The sequence below is a fragment of the Pantoea sp. UBA5035 genome (assembly GCF_002415245.1).
GTDB lineage: Bacteria > Pseudomonadota > Gammaproteobacteria > Enterobacterales > Enterobacteriaceae > Pantoea > Pantoea septica.
Map to the genome: position 1 here is coordinate 77,727 of NZ_DICD01000026.1, position 22,263 is coordinate 99,989.

The window sequence follows — 22,263 nt, forward strand, 5'->3', positions numbered from 1 at the left end:
TGTTTAGCTCACCGTCAGCCACTTATTGACGGTGAGATCGTCCAGCTGCGCCACGCGCCCCTGCGCGACGTTGCGTCCGCGGTGCAGCAGCAAAAAGTAGTCGGCGACGCGGCGGATCAGCGAGACGCGCTGCTCCAGCAGCAGCACGGTCAGGCCGTAATCGAGATTCAGTCGGCGGATCAGGTTGCCCATCTCCTCTTCCAGCCAGGGCGACATGCCGTCGGTCGGCTCGTCGAGGATCAGCAATCTGGGCCGCAGCACCAGCGCGCGCGCCAGCGCCAGCTGCTGCTGCTGGTCTATGGGCAGTTCGCCGCTGCGCTGCTGCCGCAGCGAATAGAGCGCCGGAAACAGGTCGAACACCATCTCGGGGATGACGTGCGGTTTGTCGCTCTGACCGCTGCCCGCCAGCAGAGCGATCAACAGGTTATCCTCTACGCTCATCTGCGAGAAGATATGGCGGCCCTGCGGCACATAGCCGATCCCCATGCGCGCGCGCTGTTCGGCCGGCTGCAGCAGCAGATCGCGCGGCGGCGAGCCATCTTCCTGCCAGGTCATCGACCCGCTGTTAATCGGCAGGCGACCCATAATGCAGTTCACCAGCGTGGTTTTGCCCATGCCCGGACGGCCCAGCACGCCGGTGCAGGTACCGGGCGGCAGGTCGAGATCCACATCCCACAGGATGTGGTTCTGTCCGTAAAACTGATTCACCGAACGTAAACTCAGCATCTGACTCTCCTCTTACAGATCTTGCCTGAATGCTTCCGCTCTTTGACGTCTGGCAAACAAGTCTTCAACGGTGGCGGTAGCGCGAATGTCGCCATGCCTTACTTTCCTCAACCCTCCCGCTAAACGCTGCAATTACCGGGCCAGAATCGCTTTGCAGGCCGGGAAGCGTTGGCAGGGCGCAATTAGCCTGTAAAAGATGAAAAATGCTTAACAATTGCCGCGGGTAATCAGGGTGCTGCACTTTCACGGTGCTGATGAGTTGACGTTTCTGGTGCAACGGGGCTGCGGCACGGCAGCTTGTTGAATTTAACTGGTCTTAAAGGCGGTCGCGGCTGGACGAAAATTCAGCGTCGGGCTGAAAAAGCATAGTTAACCGCCACGTTTCCGGCAGGAATTTAAGCGGAAAAAATTTTTTTTCACGCGGGCAGCTTAAGGACAAAAAATTATGCACAGCCGATGGCGAAAGGGCTGCCTTTAGTTATCCACCATTCCTGTGGATAACCTTGTGCATTAGACAGTGAAAACAGAGCGCAAGCGAGGAAATACGCGGCCTGGTTACATAATGCTGAGAAACTGGGCTTTTACCTTATTTATTTAAAAAACAGGTAGTTAATAAAAAACAAGCCTGAGGATTTTCCGCTGCGTAACAGAGCTGAAATTTAATGACGGTCTCTTGACAAATGTTATAAATCCGCTCCGGCTGGGGATAACCTTGCGCAACAGCGAAAATGTTGTGGCGTTGTTACAGCCAGCAAGACGTTGTGCCGCGCCAGCGTCTCACTGTGCCGCGTTACTGGTGATTTATCCAGTATTATTTTCTGGCAAAATCGCCACGGCAGAGTAAAATGACTCGGCTAGCCGCCGCATTCTTCAGCAGGAACCGCATCTCATGAGTAAAGTCTTTAAACTAAATTCCGCCTTCCAGCCCTCCGGCGACCAGCCAGAAGCGATTCGTCGCCTCAAAGAGGGGCTGGAGGATGGTCTGGCCCATCAGACGCTGCTCGGCGTAACCGGCTCCGGCAAAACCTTTACCGTCGCCAACGTGATCGCCGATCTCAACCGGCCTGCGATGGTGCTGGCGCCGAACAAAACCCTGGCGGCGCAGCTTTACGGCGAGATGAAAGAGTTCTTCCCCGACAACGCGGTGGAGTTTTTCGTCTCCTATTACGACTACTACCAGCCCGAAGCCTATGTGCCGAGCTCTGACACCTTTATCGAAAAAGACGCTTCGGTAAACGAACATATCGAGCAGATGCGGCTTTCGGCCACCAAAGCGCTGCTGGAGCGTCGCGACGTTATCGTCGTGGCGTCGGTTTCCGCTATTTACGGCCTGGGCGATCCCGATCTCTATCTGAAAATGATGCTGCACCTGACGCGCGGCATGATTATCGACCAGCGCAGCATTCTGCGCCGCCTGGCGGAGCTGCAGTATGCGCGCAACGATCAGGCGTTCCAGCGCGGCACCTTCCGCGTGCGCGGCGAAGTGATCGATATCTTCCCGGCGGAGTCGGAAGATACCGCGCTGCGCGTCGAGCTGTTCGACGAAGAGGTCGAGCGGCTGTCGCTGTTCGATCCGCTTACCGGCCAGATCCTCTCTACCGTGCCGCGCTTTACCATCTATCCCAAAACGCACTACGTGACGCCGCGCGAACGTATCGTGCAGGCGATGGAAGATATCAAAGTCGAGCTGGCGGATCGTCGCCGGGTGCTGCTGGAGAACAATAAGCTGCTGGAAGAGCAGCGACTGACGCAGCGCACCCAGTTCGATCTGGAGATGATGAACGAGCTGGGCTACTGCTCGGGCATCGAAAACTACTCGCGCTATCTCTCCGGGCGCGGGCCGGGCCAGCCGCCGCCGACGCTGTTCGACTACCTGCCCGCCGACGGTCTGCTGATCGTCGATGAATCGCACGTCACCATTCCGCAAATCGGCGGGATGTATAAGGGCGACCGCGCGCGTAAAGAGACGCTGGTGGAATATGGCTTCCGCCTGCCGTCCGCGCTCGATAACCGTCCAATGAAATTCGAAGAGTTTGAGGCGCTGGCGCCGCAGACCATCTACGTTTCGGCGACGCCAGGCAACTACGAACTGGAGAAATCGGGCGGCGAGGTGATCGATCAGGTGGTGCGTCCGACCGGTCTGCTCGATCCGCTGCTGGAGGTGCGTCCGGTGGCGACTCAGGTAGACGATCTGCTGTCGGAGATCCGCAAACGCGTCACCATCAACGAGCGCGTGCTGGTGACGACGCTGACCAAGCGTATGGCGGAAGATCTCACCGAGTATCTCGAAGAGCACGGCGAGAAGGTGCGCTATCTGCACTCAGATATCGATACCGTCGAGCGTATGGAGATCATCCGCGATCTGCGTCTTGGCGAGTTCGACGTGCTGGTGGGGATCAACCTGCTGCGCGAAGGGCTGGATATGCCGGAAGTATCGCTGGTGGCGATCCTCGATGCGGATAAAGAGGGCTTCCTGCGCTCTGAACGCTCGCTGATCCAGACCATCGGACGTGCGGCGCGTAACGTTAACGGCAAGGCGATCCTCTACGCCGACAAGATCACCAACTCCATGGCGCGCGCCATCGAAGAGACCGAACGCCGTCGCGAGAAGCAACAGAAGTACAACGAGGAAAGAGGCATTGTGCCGCAGGGACTCAATAAGAAGATCACCGATATTCTTGAGCTGGGTCAGAACGTCATCAAGACGCGCGGCAAGGCCAAAGCCAGCAGCCGCGGCGCCGCCGAGGCGGATGCCAGCTATCTGGCGCTGACGCCGCAGGCTCTGCAGAAGAAGATCCACGAACTGGAGTCGCAGATGCAGCAGCACGCGCAGAACCTGGAGTTCGAAGAGGCGGCGAACGTGCGCGACAAGCTGCATCAGCTGCGCGAACTCTTTATCGCCGCCTCGTAGCGGCTTAGCTAAACCGCTGGATGGCGTGTTCCAGCGCCAGGCGCAGCAGCTGGCGGTCGTGACGATAGGGAATATCGGCGGCCTCCAGCGGCTCGCGCACGATCAGGCGGTTCTCCACGCCAGCGGTATCAGCGGCCGGGCTGACCACGACCGCGTCAATCACCCGTTTGCCGATATATTTCTCCATCATCGCCAGCTTATCCGCCACCGTCAGGCTGGCGGCGGCTGGACTCAGCTCGCGTCCCAGATTGCCGATAAACACCATGGTGGCGGGCGTACGGCGCAGTGCGCGCGCCATCTCCTCCATCAGCAGGCTCGGCATCAGGCTGGTGTAAAAGCTGCCCGGTCCGATCAGAATCAGGTCCGCTTCGGCGATCGCTTCCAGCGCCTCGCGGGTCGGCGCCACGTTCGGATGCAGCATCAGCTCCTGCGGCGGCTGGGTCATGGCGTCGATATCGGTTTCGCCGTAAACCATATTGCCTTCGCTGTCTAACGCCACCAGATCGACCGGCTGCTCCGACATCGGGATCAGGAAGGCGTCGACCTTGAGCAGGTTGCGAATGATATTGATCGCCTCCAGCGGCCTGACGCTGAGGTGATCCAGCGCCTTGAGCATCAGGTTGCCCAGGTTGTGGCCGGAGAGTTCGCCGTTGCCGGCAAAGCGATATTCGAACATCGCCGACGCGACGCTCGGCTCAGTAATCAGCTGATTGATGCAGTTGCGCATGTCGCCCCAGGCGATGCCGCCTTCGGAACGGCGTATGCGTCCGGTAGAGCCGCCGTTATCGGTGGTGGTGACAATGCCGGTCAGGCGCGAGCCCAGCGGCGACAGGGCGGACATTACGCGCCCCAGCCCGTGTCCGCCGCCCAGCGCCACCACGCGATCGAGGTCTGCCAAAGTTCGGTTCATATTTCCTCTTTACACCCGCTGCCGACTTACCGTACCGGCATCCTTTTCAGCGGGCCATGTTAACCTTACTGCCGCGAAAATGCGGCGAAAAACGTTATGTATCAATATATATAGCGCACGTAGTGGATGGCAGAGCGGCAAAATTCGCGCTACCATTTGCCAACCGTGTCGTCCATGTGGCCGACATACACTCAAAGCCTGAACGCCTAAGTCAAACGATAGGGGGTTCAGGCCGCAGCCGACGCGCTGCCAGGGTGCAGAAAGAAATGCCTGCATCTCCCGTATTTGGAAAAGGTGTTCTGGTGTCACAACTTACTGATGCATTTGCACGTCGGTTTTATTACCTGCGTCTCTCGGTGACGGATGTCTGTAACTTCCGATGCACCTACTGCCTGCCCGACGGCTATAAGCCGCAGGGCGTGAGCAACAAAAGCTTTCTCTCGCTCGATGAAATACGACGCGTCACGCGCGCCTTTGCCGCGGCCGGCACTGAAAAAGTGCGTCTGACCGGCGGCGAGCCGTCGCTGCGTCGCGATTTTACCGACATTATCGCCGCCGTGCGGGAAAATCGCGCCATTCGGCAGATCGCCGTCACCACCAACGGCTATCGACTGGCGCGCGACGTCGCCGCCTGGCGCGCCGCCGGGCTCACCGCGCTGAACGTCAGCGTAGACAGTCTCGACGCGCGCCAGTTCCACGCTATTACCGGACAGGACAAGTTCCATCAGGTGATGGCGGGCATCGACGCCGCCTTCGACGCGGGCTTCCAGCAGGTCAAAGTCAACAGCGTGCTGATGCGCGACCTCAACAGCCGCAGCCTGCAAACCTTTCTCGACTGGATCCGCACGCGGCCGATTCAGCTACGATTTATCGAACTGATGGAGACGGGCGAGGGCGGCGCGCTGTTCCGCGACCAGCATGTTTCAGGCGCGGTGATCCGCGACCAGCTGATCGCTCAGGGCTGGCAGCGCCGCGAGCGCGGCCGCAGCGACGGCCCGGCGCAGGTCTTTTACCATCCTGATTACGTCGGCGAGATCGGCCTGATTATGCCCTATTCGCGCGATTTCTGCGCCAGCTGTAACCGTCTGCGCGTCTCGGCGCACGGCAATCTGCACCTCTGCCTGTTCGGCGACAGCGGCGTGCCGCTGCGCGATCTGCTGGTTTCCGACGCGCAGCAGGCGGAGCTGCAGGCGCGCATCGCGCACAGCCTGGGCGCGAAGAAGCAGACGCACTTCCTGCATCAGGGCAATACCGGCATCACGCAGAACCTTTCCTTCATCGGCGGTTAATCTCAGGAGCGAGTCAATGGGCAAATCTACGGGTGAATTTATTCCGGTCAACCTGGCGGTGCTGACCGTTTCCGATCGACGCGACGCCAGCAGCGACACCTCCGGCGACTATCTGCGCGCTGCGGCGCACGAAGCGGGTCACGTGGTGGTGGATCACGCCATCGTCGGGGAAGATCGCTACCGCATTCGCGCGATTGTGTCGCGCTGGATCGCTAGCCTGGATGTCCAGGTGGTGGTGATCAACGGCGGCACAGGGTTCAACGCGAAAAACATCACGCCAGAGGCGATTGAGCCGCTGTTCGATCGCAAAATAGAGGGCTTCGGCGAGCTGTTCCGCATGTTCTCCTGGGAGGATATCGGCGGCTCGACGCTGCAGTCGCGCGCCGTTGCCGGCATCGCCAACGGCACGCTGATCTTCGCAATGCCTGGCTCCACCAGTGCCTGCGAGAGCGCCTGGGAGCGCATTATCGCCGACCAGATCGACGCCCGCACCGGTCCCTGTAATTTCGTTTCACACTTAAAGAAGCTGTAAGCCATGCAACTGACACATATTAACGCCGCGGGCGAAGCCCATATGGTTGACGTCTCCGCCAAGGCGGAAACGGTGCGCGAGGCGCGCGCGGAAGCGCTGGTGCTGATGGCCGCCGAGACGCTGCAGATGATCGTCGACGGCAGCCACCATAAAGGCGACGTCTTCGCCACGGCGCGCATCGCGGGCATTCAGGCCGCCAAACGCACCTGGGAGCTGATCCCGCTCTGCCATCCGCTGATGCTGAGCAAGGTTGAAGTGAATCTGGTGGCCGAGCCGGAACATCAGCGCGTGCGCATCACCTCGCTTTGCCGCCTGAGCGGCAAAACCGGCGTCGAAATGGAAGCGCTGACCGCCGCGTCGGTGGCGGCCCTGACCATCTACGACATGTGTAAAGCGGTGCAGAAAGATATCGTTATCGACCAGCTGCGCCTGCTGAGCAAAAGCGGCGGCAAATCTGGCGATTTCCAGGCGGTGGCCCATGATTAAGGTGCTGTTTTTCGCCCAGGTGCGCGAGCTGGTGGGCACCAGCGCGCTGGAGATGCCTGCTGACTTTCCCGACGTGGCGACGCTGCGCGACGCGCTGGCGCAAAAAGGCGATCGCTGGGCGCTGGCGCTCGACGCAGGCAAACTGCTGGCCGCCGTCAATCAGACGCTGGTGCCGATGTCGCATCCGCTGAAGACGGGCGACGAAGTGGCCTTTTTCCCGCCGGTCACGGGAGGCTAAAATGGCAACGCAAATTCGCGTCGGCGCGGCGCCCTTCAGCATGGCCGAGGAATACGCCTGGCTCTCTGCCTCCGACGCCGACGGCGCGGTGGTGACCTTTACCGGCAAGGTACGCAATCACAACCTGGGCGACAGCGTCGCCGCGCTCACCCTCGAGCACTATCCGGGGATGACGGAAAAAGCGCTGCACGAGATCGTCGACGAGGCGCGTAGCCGCTGGCCGCTCCAGCGCGTTAGCGTTATCCACCGTATCGGCGAGCTTTTCCCCGGCGATGAGATCGTGTTCGTTGGCGTCACCAGCGCGCACCGCGGCAGCGCCTTCGCCGCCGCGGAGTTCATCATGGACTACCTGAAAACCCGCGCCCCATTCTGGAAGCGCGAAGCCACCGAACAGGGCGATCGCTGGGTCGACGCCCGCGACAGCGACCATCAGGCCGCGCAGCGCTGGGATTAAGGCTTGCTGAGCTGCTCCGCCGGACCGAAATGGGTATGGCCGTGAGCGTGCTCCCCGCCGCCTGAAACGCGTTTCAGCTGGATCACCTCGCCACGCTGCCAGGCGTTGGCGCCCGGCACCACCGGCTGGGTGACGATATCGGCGCGCGACGCCCGCAGCTTGCGGCTGTCGATATCAAAACGCTTGTCGCGATCCGCCAGCAGGCGATTATCAAGCTGACCGTCGGCGGTAAAGCCCATCATCAGCGCCGGAATGCCGATCGGCAGGGTTTTGTCGCGATCGGTATGCCAGGTGTGCCAGGTTTTGCCGTAGGTATTGGCGATGCGCGCCATCAGCGCGTGATCCGCCGCCTGCGGCAGGCCCGGCGCAATCAGCGTGCCCGACTTAACCTCATAGTCGTGACTGTGCCACAGCTTTTTCTCTTCCGGCGGCAGGCTCTGATAGAGCCGCGCGCTGATAATGTACTCCACCCCCATCAGCCGCGCGTCTTTGGTATTGCCGTCGTAAATCACCGCCTGCATCACATCGTCGTTCAGCACCGTCACGTAGTGGTGCGCCTCCATCTGGCCATTCTGATCGCCGTTGTAGAAGTGAAAGCCGTCGAGATAGGTATTGATCGCCTCGATGGGCGGACGCGACTGCAGCAGGTCTGCGCCAGTAGCGAGCGCTTTCATTTTTGCCGAGGTGGGCGCGCCGGGCGAGGCGACCTGCGCGGGCGTATTATTCGCGCCGCAGCCGCTGAGCAGCAGGGCAATGGCGGCACCGAGCCAGAGTTTTTGCATAACTATTTCCTTTTACGCGAGAAAACCTCAGCCTGGCTGAGAAACGCCGATACGCAAGCGCGACGGCAGCGCGGGAATTTACGCCTCGTCTGATGGTTTGTCCGCGCTTCGGTGCTAAGGTAAGGGTTTTGTTTTCCTGCAAGGACCGCTATGTCAGTTTCCGCATCGCTCAAACGTTTCTCGCTGCTTGCCGCACTGGTGCTGGCGGGCTGTAGCACCAAAAAAACGCCCGAGGCGCCGGTGCGTCAGCCGGCCGACGTCAAGGCGCAAATTCAGCGTCTGCTGCCCGCCCACGTCAGCGACAAACCGGGCTGGGCCACCGATATCTATACCTCGTTTCGCACCCAGCAGATCGACCCCAGCGTCAGCAATCTGTGCGCCGCCATCGCCGTCGCGGATCAGGAGTCAAACTTTAGCGCCGAGGCGGCGGTGCCGGGCCTGCCGAAAATCGCCTGGGGCGAAATCGACCGCCGCGCGGCAAAGGTGCACGTGCCGGCGTTCCTGGTGCGCACCGCGCTGATGATTAAATCCTCTAACGGCGAAAGTTATGCGGCGCGCCTCGACAAAGTGCGCAGCGAAAAAGAGCTGAGCGCCATTTTCGACGATTTTATTGATATGGTGCCGATGGGGCAGACGCTGTTCGGCAACCTGAATCCGATTCATACCGGCGGTCCGATGCAGGTCAGCATCAGCTTCGCCGAGGCGCATGCCAAAGGCTATCCCTGGCCGATCGACGGCTCGATCCGCCGCGAGGTCTTTACCCGCCACGGCGGCATGTACTTCGGCATTATGCATCTGCTTGGCTATCCGGCGGACTACAGCAAGCCGATCTACCGTTTCGCCGACTTTAACGCCGGCTGGTACGCCAGCCGCAACGCCGCTTTTCAGGCGGCAGTGGCGCGCGCGACCGGCATGAAGCTGGCGCTGGACGGCGATCTGATCCTTTATGGTTCAGACAAAGCGGGCGCGACCGAGCTGGCGGTGCGCACCTTGGCGAAGCAGATCGACATGAGCGACAGCGCCATTCGTCGCGACCTGGAGAAAGGGGAGCAGGCGAGTTTCAGCGACAGCACGCTGTGGAAGCAGGTCTTCGCGCTGGCGGACAAGATGGCTGGCCGCCCGCTGCCGCGCGAGATGCTGCCAGGCATCAAGCTGGAGAGCCCGAAAATCACCCGCAATCTCACCACGGCCTGGTTCGCGCAGCGCGTCGACAGCCGCTATCAGCAATGTTTATCGCGCCGCTGAGGCGCGCATTGTGGGGCAGTTAAGCCATGCTGTGCCACAATTAACCCTATCCGTCGGCTTGCCGACGCCTTTTCACTCACATGAGGTGCATCATGGATCGATATCCACGCAATGATTCTCTGGTGCAGCCCGCGACGAGCGGGTTGCAGGCTTTTATGGCGCAGGTTTACGGCTGGATGACCTGTGGGCTGCTGCTCACCGCCTTCGTCTCCTGGTATGCGGCGGGCAACGAGCGCATCATGTTCTTTATCTTTTCCAACCGTATGACCTTCTTTGGTCTGATTATCGCCCAGCTGGCGGTGGTGTTTGTGCTCTCCGGCATGGTGCATCGCCTGAGCGGCGCGCTGGCGACCGGGCTGTTTATGCTCTATTCAGTGCTGACCGGCCTGACGATGGCCAGCATTTTCCTCGCTTACACCTACACCTCCATTGCCAGCACCTTCTTTGTGACGGCGGGGATGTTCGGTGCCATGAGCTTTTACGGCTACACCACCAAACGCGACCTGAGCCGCTTCGGCAGCCTGCTGTTTATGGCGCTGATCGGCATTTTGCTGGCGTCGCTGGTGAACTTCTGGCTGAAGAGCCCGGCGCTGATGTGGGCGATTACCTATATTGGCGTGGTGGTGTTCGTGGGGCTGACTGCCTATGACACCCAGCAGCTGCGTCAGATGGGCGAGCAGATCGACGTGCGCGACCGCGAGTCGCTGCGCCGCTATTCAATTATGGGCGCCCTGAAGCTCTATCTCGACTTTATCAACCTGTTCCTGATGCTGCTGCGTATCTTCGGCAATCGTCGCTAAGTCACCAGAGGCTCCATCCCGCCAGCCAGGCCGGGATGGAGCCATTGCATACTACGCACTCTTCTGCAGTTTCTGTTCATTCTTCGCGCGCAGATGCTTCGCGCGACTCTCCAGCATCAGATAGAGCACCAGCGCCAGCAGCAGCGGCAGAATAAAATAGAGCACGCGATAGGCGAGCAGCGCCGCGATAATGGTGCCGTGCGACGCGTGCTGCCCGCTCAGCAGCGCCAGGAACACCGCCTCCAGTACGCCAATCCCGGCCGGGATATGAATAATCACGCCTGCAATACTGCTGATCAGCAGCACGCCGAGCACGATAGGGTAATCCACCTGCCGTGCCAGCAGCAGCCAGATAATCGCGCCCATCACCAGCCAGTTGGCGGAGGAGACCGCGAACTGAAACAGCGCCATGCGCAGCGACGGCAGCTGCAGTGTCTGACGCCGGATGGTCCACTTGCGGCGCTTTGAAAAGGCGCAGGCCCAGAGAAAGACCGCCACCACCGCCAGCAGCACGACGCCGATAATGCGCAGCGTGGTCTCGCCAATAAACCAGCCGCCGGGGATCGGCACCATGCCCGCGCTGAACACGATGCCCGCCAGCAGGATATAGCCGAGCCAGTTGGTAGCGATGCTGAGCGAGAAAATGCGCGTGATGGTGGCGCTGTCCAGCCCCAGCCGCGAATAGAGTCGGTAGCGCATCGCCACGCCGCCGACCCAGGTGCTAAGCGTCAGGTTAAAGGCGTAGCAGATAAACGACACCAGCATCACCTGTCGCTTCGCCAGCTTATGGCCGCAGTAGGCGCGGCCGATCAGGTCGTAGCAGCCGTAGGTAAGGTAGCTGACGATCACCAGCGCGACCGCGCTCAGCACCGCCAGGCGGTTATAGTTGACGATAACGTTGTAGACATCTTCCCAGTTCACTTTGCGGGCGTAGACCACCAGCAATACAATCACCGCGATAAAGAAGAGCCAGGTCAGCACCTTCTTCGCCAGCTTCCATTTTGGATGTTTTTCCGCCATCAGGATTTCGCCCCTTCATTGTCTGTTTCGACCCGGTCCTGCGTTTCCATTTCCGGCTGAACCGGCGGATCGACCTGCGCAATCAGCGGCGTATGCGCGGGCAGCCAGCCGGCAATAGCCGGGAAATGGCGTAAGAAGTGAAACACCACCACGCTTTTAGTTAGCTGCCACCAGTTGCGCGGTGGCAGGCGATCTTCCTGCACGCGCTGGCAATCTTTCGCCAGCAGCTGTTCCAGGTTATCGCGCAGCGTCTGGTTGAAGTCGCGATCGTAGATAATCAGATTGGCTTCGAGGTTGAGCGACAGGCTCAGCGGATCGAGGTTGCTGGAGCCGACTGTGGCCCACTGGCGATCCTGCACCGCCACCTTGCCGTGCAGCGGGCGGCGGATATATTCGTAGACTTCCACGCCGGCATCCACCAGGTAGTTATAGAGCAGCTCCGCGCCGACTTTGACGATCGGCATATCGGGTTCGCCCTGCACGATCAGCCTGACCCGCACGCCGCGCTGCGCTGCGCTGCGCATCTCGCGCAGCAGACGATAGCCAGGGAAAAAGTAGGCGTTGGCGATAATTACATCCTCTTTCGCGGTGCGCAGCATATCGAGATAGTGCTTTTCAATATCGTCGCGGTGGTCGTCGTTGTCGCGATAGACGAACAGCACCTGCGCGTTGCCGGGCACGGCGTTGACCGCAGGGCGATGCGAACGGCCGCCCCACCAGCGGCGCGTCACCGCTTCGCTGCCCATCGCCTCGCGCACGTAGCGGGTAATATCCTCCACGATGGGGCCTTTGACCTCGACGGCATAATCCTGCTTCGCCTCCGGGCCGTAGCTGGTGTTGTGCTCGGCGGAGAAGTTAATGCCGCCGACGAAAGAGATGACGTCGTCCACCACCACGATTTTCCGGTGCAGGCGGCGGAAGACATTGGTGCGCATCCCCATCACCAGCGGACGCGGATCGTAATAGATGAAGCGCACGCCTTCAGCCGTCAGGCTGTTGACGAATTTGTCAGAGAGATCCGGCGAGCCGTAGCCGTCCACCATCACCTCTATCTTCACGCCGCGCTGTGCGGCGGCCAGCAGTTCGCGGTGCAGCGCGTTGCCGACCTCATCCTCAAACAGGATAAAGGTTTCCAGCATCACGCTGCGCTCGGCGCGCTGAATCGCGCCGAACACGCGCGGGAAAAATTCTTCGCCGTTTTCCAGCAGACGCAGACTGTTGCCTTCTCGCCATTCAAAATTCATAGGTGGATCTCCACGGCGAGCGGAGCGTGATCCGACAGGTGCGACCAGGGTTTGCGCGGCAGCGCCCAGGGATGACTGACCGTGGCGTTGCGGACGTAGATACGATCGAGCCGCAGCAGCGGAAAGCGGGCAGGGAAGGTGCGCGCCGGGCGACCGTGTTTCATGCTAAATACCTCTTTTAATCCTGCGCCATGCTTCAGAATGTGATTGGCGCGCAGCTGCCAGTCGTTGAAATCGCCCGCGACGACCAGCGGCGCGTCGTGCGGCAGCGAGGCCACCATGTCGCACATCATCTTCATCTGCGCGTGGCGGTGCGCCTCTTTCAGCCCAAGATGTACGCAGATAACGTGCAGGGTGCCGTGCGGCTCCGGCAGGCTGATTTTGCAGTGCAACATGCCGCGGTTTTCACTTCCTGCAACAGAAATATCGCGATTTTCATACTCCTGAATGGGAAACCGTGACAAAATCGCGTTCCCGTGGTGTCCCTCCGGATAGACGGCGTTGCGGCCGTAGGCGAAGTCGTTCCACATGGTGTCGGCCAGGAACTCGTAGTGCGGCGTGCCCGGCCAGTTCTCGTGATGCAGCGGGTGTACGGCATGTGTGCCCATCACCTCCTGCAAAAAGACGATATCCGCTGAGGTGGCGCGTACCGCTTCGCGCAGTTCCGGCAGGATGAAGCGACGGTTAAAAGTAGTAAATCCCTTGTGGGTATTGATCGTCAGGACTTTAAGGGAAAATCCTTGCTTAGTTTGTGGCATACTCTCGACGCACTCCTTTTCATCAGCAACAAAAGTAAAGTGTAGTCTTTGTCACAAACGGGTGCGGTTAAGGATGGAAATTTAGGGCGTTATCCGAAAATTGCTTTACATTGAGGAAACCGTTACCGGCCTGTGCCGGTTGCACTTGGGCGACCTGTTGGGTCTGCCAGGAGAAAAGAATGAAATGGTCTAATCGTGTTCAAATCATCACTGGACAAACCTGCGTGCATATTGCCATGCACGCGCTGGTGATCGCCGCGCTGATCTGGGGCTGGAAGCACAAAGCTCTGATCGAAGTGTGCAGCACGCTGGTAGCCGCCTATGCCGTGGTGTTTATCGCCATGCTGGTCCTGCAGCGTAGTGTTCGTTTGCGTCGCATCGGTGATTATCTTGAAGAAGCGACTACCACCTACTACTTTGGCGCGGCGATGATGACGCTGTTTATCGTCTCGCGCTACATCCACAACGCCTTGCTGATCGGTATGCTGGGCGTGGTGATGCTGGTAGGTCCGGCGCTGGTCTCGCTGCTGGCGAAAGAGCCGGCAGGGCGCATCCAGAAGAAGCGCAGCTAACCCTCCGGGTTCGCTATCAGGGGCTGCCGCAAGGCGGCCCTTGTTGTTTCTGCCTTTCTCGCACCCTGCGATGAAAGCTGTTACACTGCCTGCCTTACGCATCGTAGTTTGTGCCCTTTTCACACGTTAGCCCTCGGCTGGCGTCACTTTCCCCCCTGAAAACTACACCGTGAATCGCGGTCAGGGCGGACCGGAGTAACACACTTAATGTCTTTTGACTCTCTCGGCCTGAGCGCCGATATTTTGCGTGCGGTCGCTGAACAGGGCTACCGTGAACCTACGCCTATCCAGCGCCAGGCGATCCCTGTGGTGCTCTCCGGGCGCGACCTGCTGGCCAGCGCGCAGACCGGTACCGGCAAAACCGCCGGCTTTACGCTGCCGCTGCTGCAAAAGCTCTCTACTCAGGCTGCCACGGGCCGCGGTCGCCGTCCGGTACGCGCCCTGATCCTGACCCCGACGCGCGAACTGGCCGCCCAGATTGGCGAAAACGTGCGCGACTACAGCAAATATCTGGAGCTGCGTTCGCTGGTGGTGTTCGGCGGCGTCAGCATTAACCCGCAGATGATGAAACTGCGCGGCGGCGTCGATATTCTGGTCGCCACGCCGGGCCGTCTGCTCGATCTGGAACACCAGAACGCGGTCGATCTGTCGCAGATCGAAGTGCTGGTGCTGGACGAAGCGGATCGCATGCTCGACATGGGCTTTATCCACGACATCCGTCGCGTGCTGGCCAAGCTGCCGGCGAAGCGTCAGAACCTGCTCTTCTCCGCAACCTTCTCCGACGACATTAAAACGCTGGCGGAAAAGCTGCTGCACAACCCGGAGCAGGTCGAAGTGGCGCGCCGCAACACCGCCTCCGAGCAGGTATCGCAGCTGGTGCATTTCGTTGACAAGAAGCGCAAGCGGGAACTGCTCTCGCAGCTGATCGGCGAAGGCAACTGGCAGCAGGTGCTGGTGTTTACCCGCACTAAGCACGGCGCCAACCACCTGGCTGAACAGCTGAATAAAGACGGCATCACCGCTGCGGCGATCCACGGCAATAAAAGCCAGGGCGCCCGTACCCGCGCGCTGGCCGACTTTAAAACCGGCGCCATCCGCGTGCTGGTGGCGACCGATATCGCCGCGCGCGGTCTCGATATCGAAGAGCTGCCGCACGTGGTGAACTATGAACTGCCGAACGTGGCGGAAGATTACGTGCACCGTATCGGCCGTACCGGCCGCGCCGCCGCCACCGGCGCCGCGCTCTCTCTGGTCTGCGTAGATGAGCACAAGCTGCTGCGCGATATCGAGCGTCTGCTGAAGCGCGAGATCCCGCGCATGGCGGTTCCGGGCTACGAGCCGGATCCGAGCATCAAGGCGGAGCCGATTCAGAACGGTCGCGGTCAGCAACAGCAGCCGCGCGGCCGCGGTCGTGGACAGGGCGGCGCGCCGTCATCTGCACGTCCGCAGGGCGACAAACGCGCGCCGCAGCCGCGCCGTCAGAGCCAGTCCGAGCAGGGCGCTAAGCCTGCGCGTCCGTCGCGTCGTCCGGCTGCGAAGAAAACCGGAACCGCGTAACGCCATGCGGGTGTTGCTTGCCCCGATGGAGGGCGTGCTGGATTCGCTGGTGCGCGAGCTGCTGAGCGAAGTCAACGACTATGACCTCTGCGTCACCGAGTTTTTGCGCGTGGTGGATCAGCTGCTGCCGGTAAAATCGTTTTACCGGCTCTGTCCCGAGCTGCGCAATAACAGCCGCACGCCTTCGGGCACGCGGGTGCGTTTGCAGCTGCTCGGTCAGCATCCTGAATGGCTGGCGGAGAACGCGGCGCGCGCGGCCGAACTGGGTTCCTGGGGCGTCGATCTTAACTGCGGCTGCCCCTCGAAGCTGGTGAACGGCAGCGGCGGCGGCGCCACGCTGCTGAAAGATCCCGAACTGATCTATCGCGGCGCGAAAGCGATGCGCGAGGCGGTGCCGTCGCATCTGCCGGTAACGGTGAAAGTGCGTCTCGGCTGGGACTCCGGCGAGCGGCGCTTTGAAATCGCCGACGCGGTGCAGCAGGCGGGCGCCAGCGAGCTGGTGGTGCACGGCCGCACCAAAGAGGATGGCTACCGCGCCGAGGCGATTAACTGGCAGGCGATAGGCGAGATCCGTCAGCGGCTGCGCATTCCGGTGGTGGCGAACGGCGAGATTTGGGACTGGCAGAGCGCGCAGGCGTGTATGAGCGCCACCGGCTGCGATGCGGTGATGATCGGTCGCGGCGCGCTTAACGTGCCGAACCTCAGCCGGGTGGTGAAGTACAACGAGGCGCCGATGGCCTGGCCGGACGTGGTGGCGCTGCTGCAGAAATATACGCGGCTGGAGAAGCAGGGCGACACCGGCCTCTACCACGTCGCGCGCATTAAGCAGTGGCTCGGCTACCTGCGCAAAGCCTATCCGCAGGCGGATGGCCTGTTCACCGATATCCGCGCGCTAAAACACTCCGCCGCTATCGCCGAGGCGATCGATCGACAGGCCGCTGCCCTGGCCCTGTGACAAAAATTCAGGCGACCCGTTAGCAGGCTAAGCGTATAGTGAAAGCCATTTTTCACAACAAGCCAGCCTGCTATGTCTGATGTCGCGGTACTGACTAACGGTCAACTCAACAAACGCATTCTCTCTGTTCTGATCTTCACCTTTTTCTGCTATCTCTCCGTGGGGCTGCCGCTGGCGGTGCTGCCGGGCTTCGTGCATAACCAGCTCGGCTTCAGCTCGTTTGTAGCGGGGCTGATTATCAGCCTGCAATATTTCGCCACGCTGCTGAGCCGTCCGCAGTCGGGCCGGCTGGCGGATCGCCTGGGGCCGAAGCGGGTGGTGATGCTCGGCACGCTGCTCTGCGGCATGAGCGGCGTGATGACCATTATCGCCGCGCTGTGCCGCGACTGGCCGCTGGTCAGCCTGCTGCTGCTGGCGGCTGGACGCCTGTTCCTCGGCGTCGGCGAAAGCTTCAGCAGCACCGGCTCCACGCTGTGGGGCATGAACATCGTCGGGCCGCTGCAGACCGCGCGCGTGATCTCCTGGAATGGCGTCGCCACCTATCTGGCGATGGCGATTGGCGCGCCGCTCGGCGTGATGCTGAACCAGGGGCTCGGCATCAGCGGCTTTGCCGGTCTGGTGGCGCTGATGGGCATCGTGGGTTATCTGCTGGCGAGCCGCAAACCGGCGGTCGAGGTGAGCCAGGGGCAGCGTATTCCGTTTCATCGCGTCTTTTCGCGCGTCTGGCTGTTCGGCCTGGCGCTCGGCTTCGGCACCATCGGCTTCGGCGTCATCTCAACTTTTATTACCCTTTACTTCGCCAGCCGCGACTGGAGCGGCGCCGCCTTCGCGCTGTCGCTGTTCAGCCTCGGCTTCGTGCTGTTCCGCCTGCTGTTCAGCCGCGCCATCACCCGCTTCGGCGGGCTGCGCGTCGCTATCGTCTCTCTGCTGCTGGAGTGCGCCGGGCTGCTGATTATCTGGCAGGCGGAGAGCAGCCTGCTGGTGGATCTCGGCGCGCTGCTGACCGGCTGCGGCTTTTCGCTGATTTTCCCGGCGCTGGGCGTAGAGGCGGTGAAGCAGGTAGAGCGACAGGATCAGGGCTCGGCGCTCGGCGTCTACTCGGCGTTTCTCGATCTGGGACTCGGCCTGACCGGCCCGGTGGCGGGGTTGCTGATTGGCTACTGGGGCATGCAGTCGGTCTATCTGGCGGCGGCGATGATGGTGCTGGGCGCTTTCGCCATTACGCTGCGCCTGATGCAGCGCTACAGCGGCGCGGCGTAACGCCGCGCCGACGGCCATCAGAACTGCGAGAAAAGGGCGTAGAGTCCGGCGGCCAGTAAAACAGAAACCGGCAGCGTCAGGATCCACGCCATCGCCAGATTGCGCAGCGTGGCGAACTGCAGGCCGGAGCGGTTGGCCGCCATGCTGCCCGCCACGCCGGACGAGAGCACATGGGTGGTGGAGACCGGCAGACCGAAGCTGTCCGCCGCGCCGATGGTCGCCATCGCCACCAGCTCCGCGCTGGCGCCCTGCGCATAGTTAAGGTGGGTTTTGCCGATGCGTTCGCCCACGGTAACCACGATGCGACGCCAGCCGACCATGGTGCCGAGGCCCAGCGCAATCGCCACCACCACTTTCACCCACATCGGAATAAAGCGCGTGGCGCTGTCCAGCTCCTGCTTGATCGCCGTCAGATTGCGCTGCGTCTCTTCCGGCATCGCCACTTTATTGGTCTGAATATGCTTGATCGACTCCGAGGTCAGGTACATCTGGTTACGAGTGTTCGATACCGCCTGCGCCGGAATATTCTCCATTGAGCCGTAGCGGCGGATCTGCTCGCTGATATCGCCCAGCGTCAGCGCCAGCGCGGGCAGCACGTTGGGGTTCATCTCATTGGTGCGCACATAGTCGGTCAGCACGTCGCGCGCGACCGGCGGACGGGCGCTGGCGGGCTGTAGCTGCAGCAGCTGGTTTTCCGTCACCTGCGCCAGCGCCGCCACGCGCGGGATCTGATCCGGCGGCAGCGAACGGTTCAGCGCATAGGCGATCGGCATGGTGCCCACCAGAATCAGCATAATCAGCCCCATGCCTTTTTGGCCGTCGTTGGAGCCGTGGGCGAAGGAGACGCCGGTGCAGGTCAGGATCAGCAGGCCGCGGATCCAGGCCGGCGGCGGCTCGTTGCTTTGCGGCGCTTCATAGAGATCGCGATTGCGAATAAAGGCCTTCATCGTCAGCAGCAGCAGCGCGGCGCAGATAAAACCCACCAGCGGCGAGAGGATCAGCGAATAGCCAATCTTAATCGCCTGATCCCAGTCCACGCCGCTCATGCCGCTGCGACCATGCAGCAGCGCATTGGCGACGCCGACGCCGATAATCGAACCGATCAGCGTATGGGAAGAGGAGGAGGGCAGGCCGAGATACCAGGTGCCCAGATTCCAGATAATGGCGGAGAAGAGCAGCGCATAAACCATGGCGAAGCCGCCGCCGCTGCCCGCCTGCAAAATCAGCTCCACCGGCAGCAGCGAGATAATGCCGAACGCCACCACGCCGCTGGAGAGCAGCACGCCGAGAAAGTTGCACAGTCCTGACCAGACCACCGCGACGCCGGGCGTCAGCGAGTGGGTGTAGATCACCGTCGCCACCGCGTTGGCGGTATCGTGAAAGCCGTTAACGAACTCAAACCCCAGTGCGATCACCAGCGCCAGGCCCAGCAGCAAGAATGGGACGTAGCTGGTGACCGGCGTGTCGGTCTCCTGTACGTCGCTGAACAAGTTGAACCCGGCAAAAGAGAGCCCGGCGACCAGCAGGATAAGAAACAGCGGTTTTGAAAAACGGTTGCGCTTGCCAGTAAGGTTGGGACGCCCGGCAACCGATGGGGATGACGATAAGCTGTTTTCGCTCATAAACACCTCGGTGAATAGTGGCGGGCGCGCCCTGTCCGCACCCATTACTGGCAGGGATACGCGCTTTATATGACAGAACAATGATGTTGCGCGGCCGCTGTCATTATTCTGTCATCACTCTGCATCAGGCTGTGGATCTGGTCCGCTCTGATATTTAGTCCATCCATGGTTTCTGAGCTACTGCTGGCGCCAAATAAATCCGATTTCGACGACGAAGTTGCCGGTTTAATACACGGCTATTTGATGTCGCCCGACGCGCCGCCGCGCCGCCTGAACGCGCGCGAAGCGGTGCAGGCCGGAGAAAGCCCGCGCCGCGACGGCGAGTTTCTCTGGCTGCATATCAATCTTAACCACGCCCGCGCCCAGCACTGGGTTCAGCGCCATTTTCAGGTTGATGAAGATTTCTTCGAAGAGATCCATTCCGCCTCGTCGCGCACCCGGCTGGCGGAGCAGGGTGAAGCGCTGATGGCGATCCTCAACGACGTTACCTTTAGCCAGGAAGAGCACAGCGCGCAGAACGCCACGCTCTGGATCTGGTGTCGTCGCCAGCTGCTGGTCAGCGCGCGCTATCGCCAGGTTGATATGATCGAACGTATGCACCAGCGGCTGCAGTCGTGCGCCTTTCGCAACGCCGAGGAGATGCTGCTCAGCCTGCTGGGCGAGCAGGAGCGCCAGCTGGAGCAGGTGGTGCGGCGCACCAGCCTGGCGGTGGACGCGATTGAGGAGCGGCTGCTCAGCCCGGCGATCAAGGCGAACCGCAGCGAGCTGGGAGAGCTGCGCCGCATGCTGCTGCGTATTCAGCGCCTGCTGGCGCCGGAGCCGGCCGCGCTGTTTCGTCTGCTGAATCGTCCGCCCGCCTGGCTGAACCGCGATACCCTGCGCGAGCTGCGCGCCTTTACCGAGGAGTTCAGCGTGGTGCTTAACGACCTCGCCAGCCTGATGGAGCGCATCCGGCTGCTGCAGGAGGAGATCGCCGCGCGCCTGATGGAGCAGAGCAACCGCACGCTGTTTCTGTTAACCGTGATTACCGTGCTGGCGCTGCCGATCAATATCGTCGCCGGCTTCTTCGGCATGAACGTCGGCGGTATCCCGCTGGCGGGCAATGCGCACGGCTTTTTGATTCTGGTGCTGGTGGTGCTGGCGTTTACCGTTGTGGCGGGCTGGCTGGCGCTGAGAAGGCCGCGGAGGTGAGGGGGCGCGCGAGTGAGGAGAGAGCATCGTGGCTGAGCGCGTTTGCGTTTCCGCGCTGGGCGATTAGATAAATAAGAGAGAAGTTGATTGTCCGCTATGAGCGAGTAACGGACTTAAAGGTGATATGTTAAGTAACATAGAAATGAAAATCTAAAAACGGATGCCACTTCCAGTGAAAGAAAGCAATTGCCAGACTTGTAATCAGCCAATGAGTAAGACACCAGACAGATTGAATTTTGACTGTGGTGGAGACTGTTTAAGTTGCATGGCCTGGCATGGCGATCCAGACGCATTGGAGATGGTTGAAAGACTTACAGGTGAAAAAGTTGATATCCGTTGAAATCGATAACGAACATGTAAGATTGAAGGTCAACCATGAGCGAAAAGCGGACGTTCGTAGTTTTCCGACAGTAGATGAAAAATTTTTAATCAAGCTGCTTATTCATTTACAGGGAGCAGGTCAACGGCTTTCAGCCCATGGATTCCCTTTTACACAGGCAATAAAAAAGTCGGAGGCATTTCTGCTTCCGGCTTTCAATACAATGATCTGATGCTTCATGCATCAGACAGCCCGGCATCAACCAGCACACCACCCACAACTTTCCCATTTTCGATCTCCAGCAATGCACCAACCGCCATTGGTTCAAGCCGTTGATTAAGTGACGCGAGTAAGGCTGTCCCGGACATTAATGCATCTCCGGATTTTTTTGCATGGATCTCAACATAACGCGCATTGGCCTCAGTGCTCACCGCCCTTTCAAAAAGCGGTTTCATACGACTTAGCTGAAACGTGATTTTCTGCTGCGTTTGTTTCCAGATATCTTGAACACCGCCAGCCGCAGCAATCTCTTTCATAAGCCGCTCCGCTTCATCTTTAAATTCCTGACGCAGATCGTCTTGATAATAAAGTATGAGATTTGCCATCATTAGGCACTGCATACTGAAAATGTACTCTTTAAACAGACGAGACTGTTCGTCGATAATCTCTTTTAAGTCATCACGGATATCGTTGGAGCCAAACAGACTTGTACTGTCAAAACTGTCTAACTTCGCGGCACTCGTTTCGATATTTTTTTTCAAATGCAGCGCAATACCATGAATATCCTGTTTGCTGTTGGACAATGTTTGCAGTGTAAATTCGCTGACGGCGTCTCCTTTAGCAAGGGTTGTGCCTGCCTGACAAAGCATTTGATGAAAAGCAATAATTTTCGATGAACGTTCATCCTGCTGAAAAGCATGAACTTTATTCACGACCTCAACTATTTTCTCGAGCTTTTCATTGATGTCTGCAAGGTGTTTTTGCGCGACGATGGTGGAAGCAAGATTAAGCAAAAGCCCGGTATTAACAACACTTTTGAGTTTTTCCGCTGGATTCAAACTGACATGCTCGGTGATTTGTCCATTTGTGGCATTCCGCGTCATGCCCAGACTGCCAGTACCATCTTTACGAACCATCAGGCGATCGAACGCTATATTACAATGCACAATATGTTTGGAATGTGCAGCTATCGTGGAACTTGCCTGCGGTATGAGGCTCAGCATTTGATTAAACTGCGAGATACCCTTCTCATCAAGACGCAGAGTATTTTCGGGTAAGCTGTCAATTGTGGGTATCGGACGCGCCGTCAATACGGGTAAGTTATCATCATCGACGAGCAATAATGCGTTATCACTGTTGGTTGTCATAATTATCCTATCTGATTTTGACTTT

The 22,263-nt window shown here is 59.9% G+C and carries 22 protein-coding genes and 1 riboswitch; of the genes, 14 read left to right on the forward strand and 8 right to left on the reverse strand.

Annotated elements, in window-relative coordinates:
• Positions 1 to 3: 3 nt before the first annotated feature.
• Positions 4 to 726, reverse strand: a complete 723-nt coding sequence (locus tag B3229_RS16485) for an ABC transporter ATP-binding protein (protein WP_033751601.1) — start codon at positions 724 to 726, stop codon at positions 4 to 6.
• An 889-nt stretch (positions 727 to 1,615) separates the two neighbouring features.
• On the opposite strand from B3229_RS16485, the gene uvrB reads away from it, so the two are divergent.
• The gene (uvrB, locus tag B3229_RS16490) at positions 1,616 to 3,637 is read left to right on the forward strand and encodes an excinuclease ABC subunit UvrB (RefSeq protein WP_033751598.1); all 2,022 of its coding nucleotides are present in this window, start codon (positions 1,616 to 1,618) and stop codon (positions 3,635 to 3,637) included.
• Positions 3,638 to 3,641: 4 nt separating this feature from the next.
• Here the strand turns inward: uvrB and B3229_RS16495 are convergent, their stop codons facing one another.
• Entirely contained in the window at positions 3,642 to 4,547 is a 906-nt protein-coding gene (locus B3229_RS16495) for a gluconeogenesis factor YvcK family protein (RefSeq protein ID WP_033789084.1), read from the reverse strand.
• A gap of 177 nt (positions 4,548 to 4,724) precedes the next feature.
• A riboswitch (molybdenum cofactor riboswitch) is annotated at positions 4,725 to 4,859 on the forward strand.
• Between B3229_RS16495 and moaA the strand changes: the two genes are divergently transcribed.
• From moaA to moaE, 5 genes are all read left to right on the forward strand, one after another.
• Positions 4,850 to 5,836 (forward strand): GTP 3',8-cyclase MoaA, encoded by a 987-nt coding sequence (gene moaA, locus B3229_RS16500; protein ID WP_048785717.1) that lies wholly within the window; start codon positions 4,850 to 4,852, stop codon positions 5,834 to 5,836. It overlaps the preceding riboswitch by 10 nt.
• A 16-nt stretch (positions 5,837 to 5,852) precedes the next feature.
• Positions 5,853 to 6,368, forward strand: a complete 516-nt coding sequence (gene moaB / locus B3229_RS16505; protein WP_033751590.1) for a molybdenum cofactor biosynthesis protein B — start codon at positions 5,853 to 5,855, stop codon at positions 6,366 to 6,368.
• Between the two features lie 3 nt (positions 6,369 to 6,371).
• Positions 6,372 to 6,854, forward strand: a complete 483-nt coding sequence (gene moaC / locus B3229_RS16510; RefSeq protein ID WP_103794911.1) for a cyclic pyranopterin monophosphate synthase MoaC — start codon at positions 6,372 to 6,374, stop codon at positions 6,852 to 6,854.
• Positions 6,847 to 7,092 carry a molybdopterin synthase sulfur carrier subunit gene (gene moaD / locus B3229_RS16515; RefSeq protein ID WP_286872514.1) on the forward strand — a complete coding sequence of 82 codons (246 nt, stop codon included), beginning with the start codon at positions 6,847 to 6,849 and terminating at the stop codon, positions 7,090 to 7,092. Before moaC ends, moaD begins: the two co-directional genes overlap by 8 nt.
• A gap of 1 nt (position 7,093) precedes the next feature.
• A complete protein-coding gene (gene moaE, locus B3229_RS16520) occupies positions 7,094 to 7,546 on the forward strand; it encodes a molybdopterin synthase catalytic subunit MoaE (protein ID WP_286872517.1) in 453 nt (150 codons plus the stop codon).
• Here moaE and B3229_RS16525 read toward each other — a convergent pair.
• Positions 7,543 to 8,328 (reverse strand): OBAP family protein, encoded by a 786-nt coding sequence (locus B3229_RS16525; protein ID WP_286872520.1) that lies wholly within the window; start codon positions 8,326 to 8,328, stop codon positions 7,543 to 7,545. The genes moaE and B3229_RS16525 overlap by 4 nt on opposite strands.
• A 150-nt stretch (positions 8,329 to 8,478) precedes the next feature.
• Here B3229_RS16525 and B3229_RS16530 point away from each other — a divergent pair, with 150 nt between their 5' ends.
• Both B3229_RS16530 and B3229_RS16535 read left to right on the forward strand, forming a co-directional pair.
• Positions 8,479 to 9,573: a DUF1615 domain-containing protein gene (locus B3229_RS16530; protein ID WP_096072822.1), complete on the forward strand. Its 1,095-nt coding sequence runs from the start codon at positions 8,479 to 8,481 to the stop codon at positions 9,571 to 9,573.
• Between the two features lie 92 nt (positions 9,574 to 9,665).
• Positions 9,666 to 10,373, forward strand: coding sequence for a Bax inhibitor-1/YccA family protein (locus tag B3229_RS16535; RefSeq protein WP_033751572.1), 708 nt, complete (start codon positions 9,666 to 9,668; stop codon positions 10,371 to 10,373).
• Positions 10,374 to 10,424: 51 nt separating this feature from the next.
• Here the strand turns inward: B3229_RS16535 and B3229_RS16540 are convergent, their stop codons facing one another.
• From B3229_RS16540 to B3229_RS16550, 3 genes are read right to left on the reverse strand one after another with little or no spacing between them, the layout of a single operon-like run.
• Positions 10,425 to 11,393 carry a lysylphosphatidylglycerol synthase domain-containing protein gene (locus B3229_RS16540; protein WP_033751569.1) on the reverse strand — a complete coding sequence of 323 codons (969 nt, stop codon included), beginning with the start codon at positions 11,391 to 11,393 and terminating at the stop codon, positions 10,425 to 10,427.
• The gene (gene clsB / locus B3229_RS16545; RefSeq protein ID WP_048781271.1) at positions 11,393 to 12,637 is read right to left on the reverse strand and encodes a cardiolipin synthase ClsB; all 1,245 of its coding nucleotides are present in this window, start codon (positions 12,635 to 12,637) and stop codon (positions 11,393 to 11,395) included. The genes B3229_RS16540 and clsB overlap by 1 nt, the downstream gene beginning before the upstream one ends.
• Positions 12,634 to 13,395: an endonuclease/exonuclease/phosphatase family protein gene (locus tag B3229_RS16550; RefSeq protein WP_033751565.1), complete on the reverse strand. Its 762-nt coding sequence runs from the start codon at positions 13,393 to 13,395 to the stop codon at positions 12,634 to 12,636. The genes clsB and B3229_RS16550 overlap by 4 nt, the downstream gene beginning before the upstream one ends.
• 179 nt (positions 13,396 to 13,574) lie before the next feature.
• Here B3229_RS16550 and B3229_RS16555 point away from each other — a divergent pair, with 179 nt between their 5' ends.
• The 4 genes from B3229_RS16555 (at position 13,575) to B3229_RS16570 (ending at position 17,739) form a co-directional block, all read left to right on the forward strand.
• Entirely contained in the window at positions 13,575 to 13,967 is a 393-nt protein-coding gene (locus tag B3229_RS16555) for a YbhQ family protein (protein WP_033751562.1), read from the forward strand.
• Positions 13,968 to 14,174: 207 nt separating this feature from the next.
• Complete coding sequence (gene rhlE / locus B3229_RS16560; protein ID WP_048781272.1) at positions 14,175 to 15,524, forward strand: ATP-dependent RNA helicase RhlE; 1,350 nt, start codon at positions 14,175 to 14,177, stop codon at positions 15,522 to 15,524.
• A gap of 4 nt (positions 15,525 to 15,528) precedes the next feature.
• Positions 15,529 to 16,479 carry a tRNA dihydrouridine(16) synthase DusC gene (dusC, locus tag B3229_RS16565; protein WP_286872530.1) on the forward strand — a complete coding sequence of 317 codons (951 nt, stop codon included), beginning with the start codon at positions 15,529 to 15,531 and terminating at the stop codon, positions 16,477 to 16,479.
• A 72-nt stretch (positions 16,480 to 16,551) separates the two neighbouring features.
• Positions 16,552 to 17,739 carry an MFS transporter gene (locus B3229_RS16570; RefSeq protein WP_286872533.1) on the forward strand — a complete coding sequence of 396 codons (1,188 nt, stop codon included), beginning with the start codon at positions 16,552 to 16,554 and terminating at the stop codon, positions 17,737 to 17,739.
• Positions 17,740 to 17,756: 17 nt separating this feature from the next.
• On the opposite strand, the gene B3229_RS16575 is transcribed toward B3229_RS16570, so the two are convergent.
• On the reverse strand, positions 17,757 to 19,361 hold the full coding sequence (locus tag B3229_RS16575; RefSeq protein WP_286872536.1) for an inorganic phosphate transporter: 1,605 nt from the start codon (positions 19,359 to 19,361) through the stop codon (positions 17,757 to 17,759).
• Positions 19,362 to 19,526: 165 nt separating this feature from the next.
• Here B3229_RS16575 and B3229_RS16580 point away from each other — a divergent pair, with 165 nt between their 5' ends.
• Positions 19,527 to 20,552 (forward strand): transporter, encoded by a 1,026-nt coding sequence (locus B3229_RS16580; protein ID WP_286872538.1) that lies wholly within the window; start codon positions 19,527 to 19,529, stop codon positions 20,550 to 20,552.
• A gap of 275 nt (positions 20,553 to 20,827) precedes the next feature.
• Positions 20,828 to 21,103: a hypothetical protein gene (locus tag B3229_RS16585; RefSeq protein WP_286872540.1), complete on the forward strand. Its 276-nt coding sequence runs from the start codon at positions 20,828 to 20,830 to the stop codon at positions 21,101 to 21,103.
• Between the two features lie 4 nt (positions 21,104 to 21,107).
• On the opposite strand, the gene B3229_RS16590 is transcribed toward B3229_RS16585, so the two are convergent.
• The gene (locus B3229_RS16590) at positions 21,108 to 22,238 is read right to left on the reverse strand and encodes a hypothetical protein (protein ID WP_286872542.1); all 1,131 of its coding nucleotides are present in this window, start codon (positions 22,236 to 22,238) and stop codon (positions 21,108 to 21,110) included.
• Between the last annotated feature and the right edge of the window lie 25 nt (positions 22,239 to 22,263).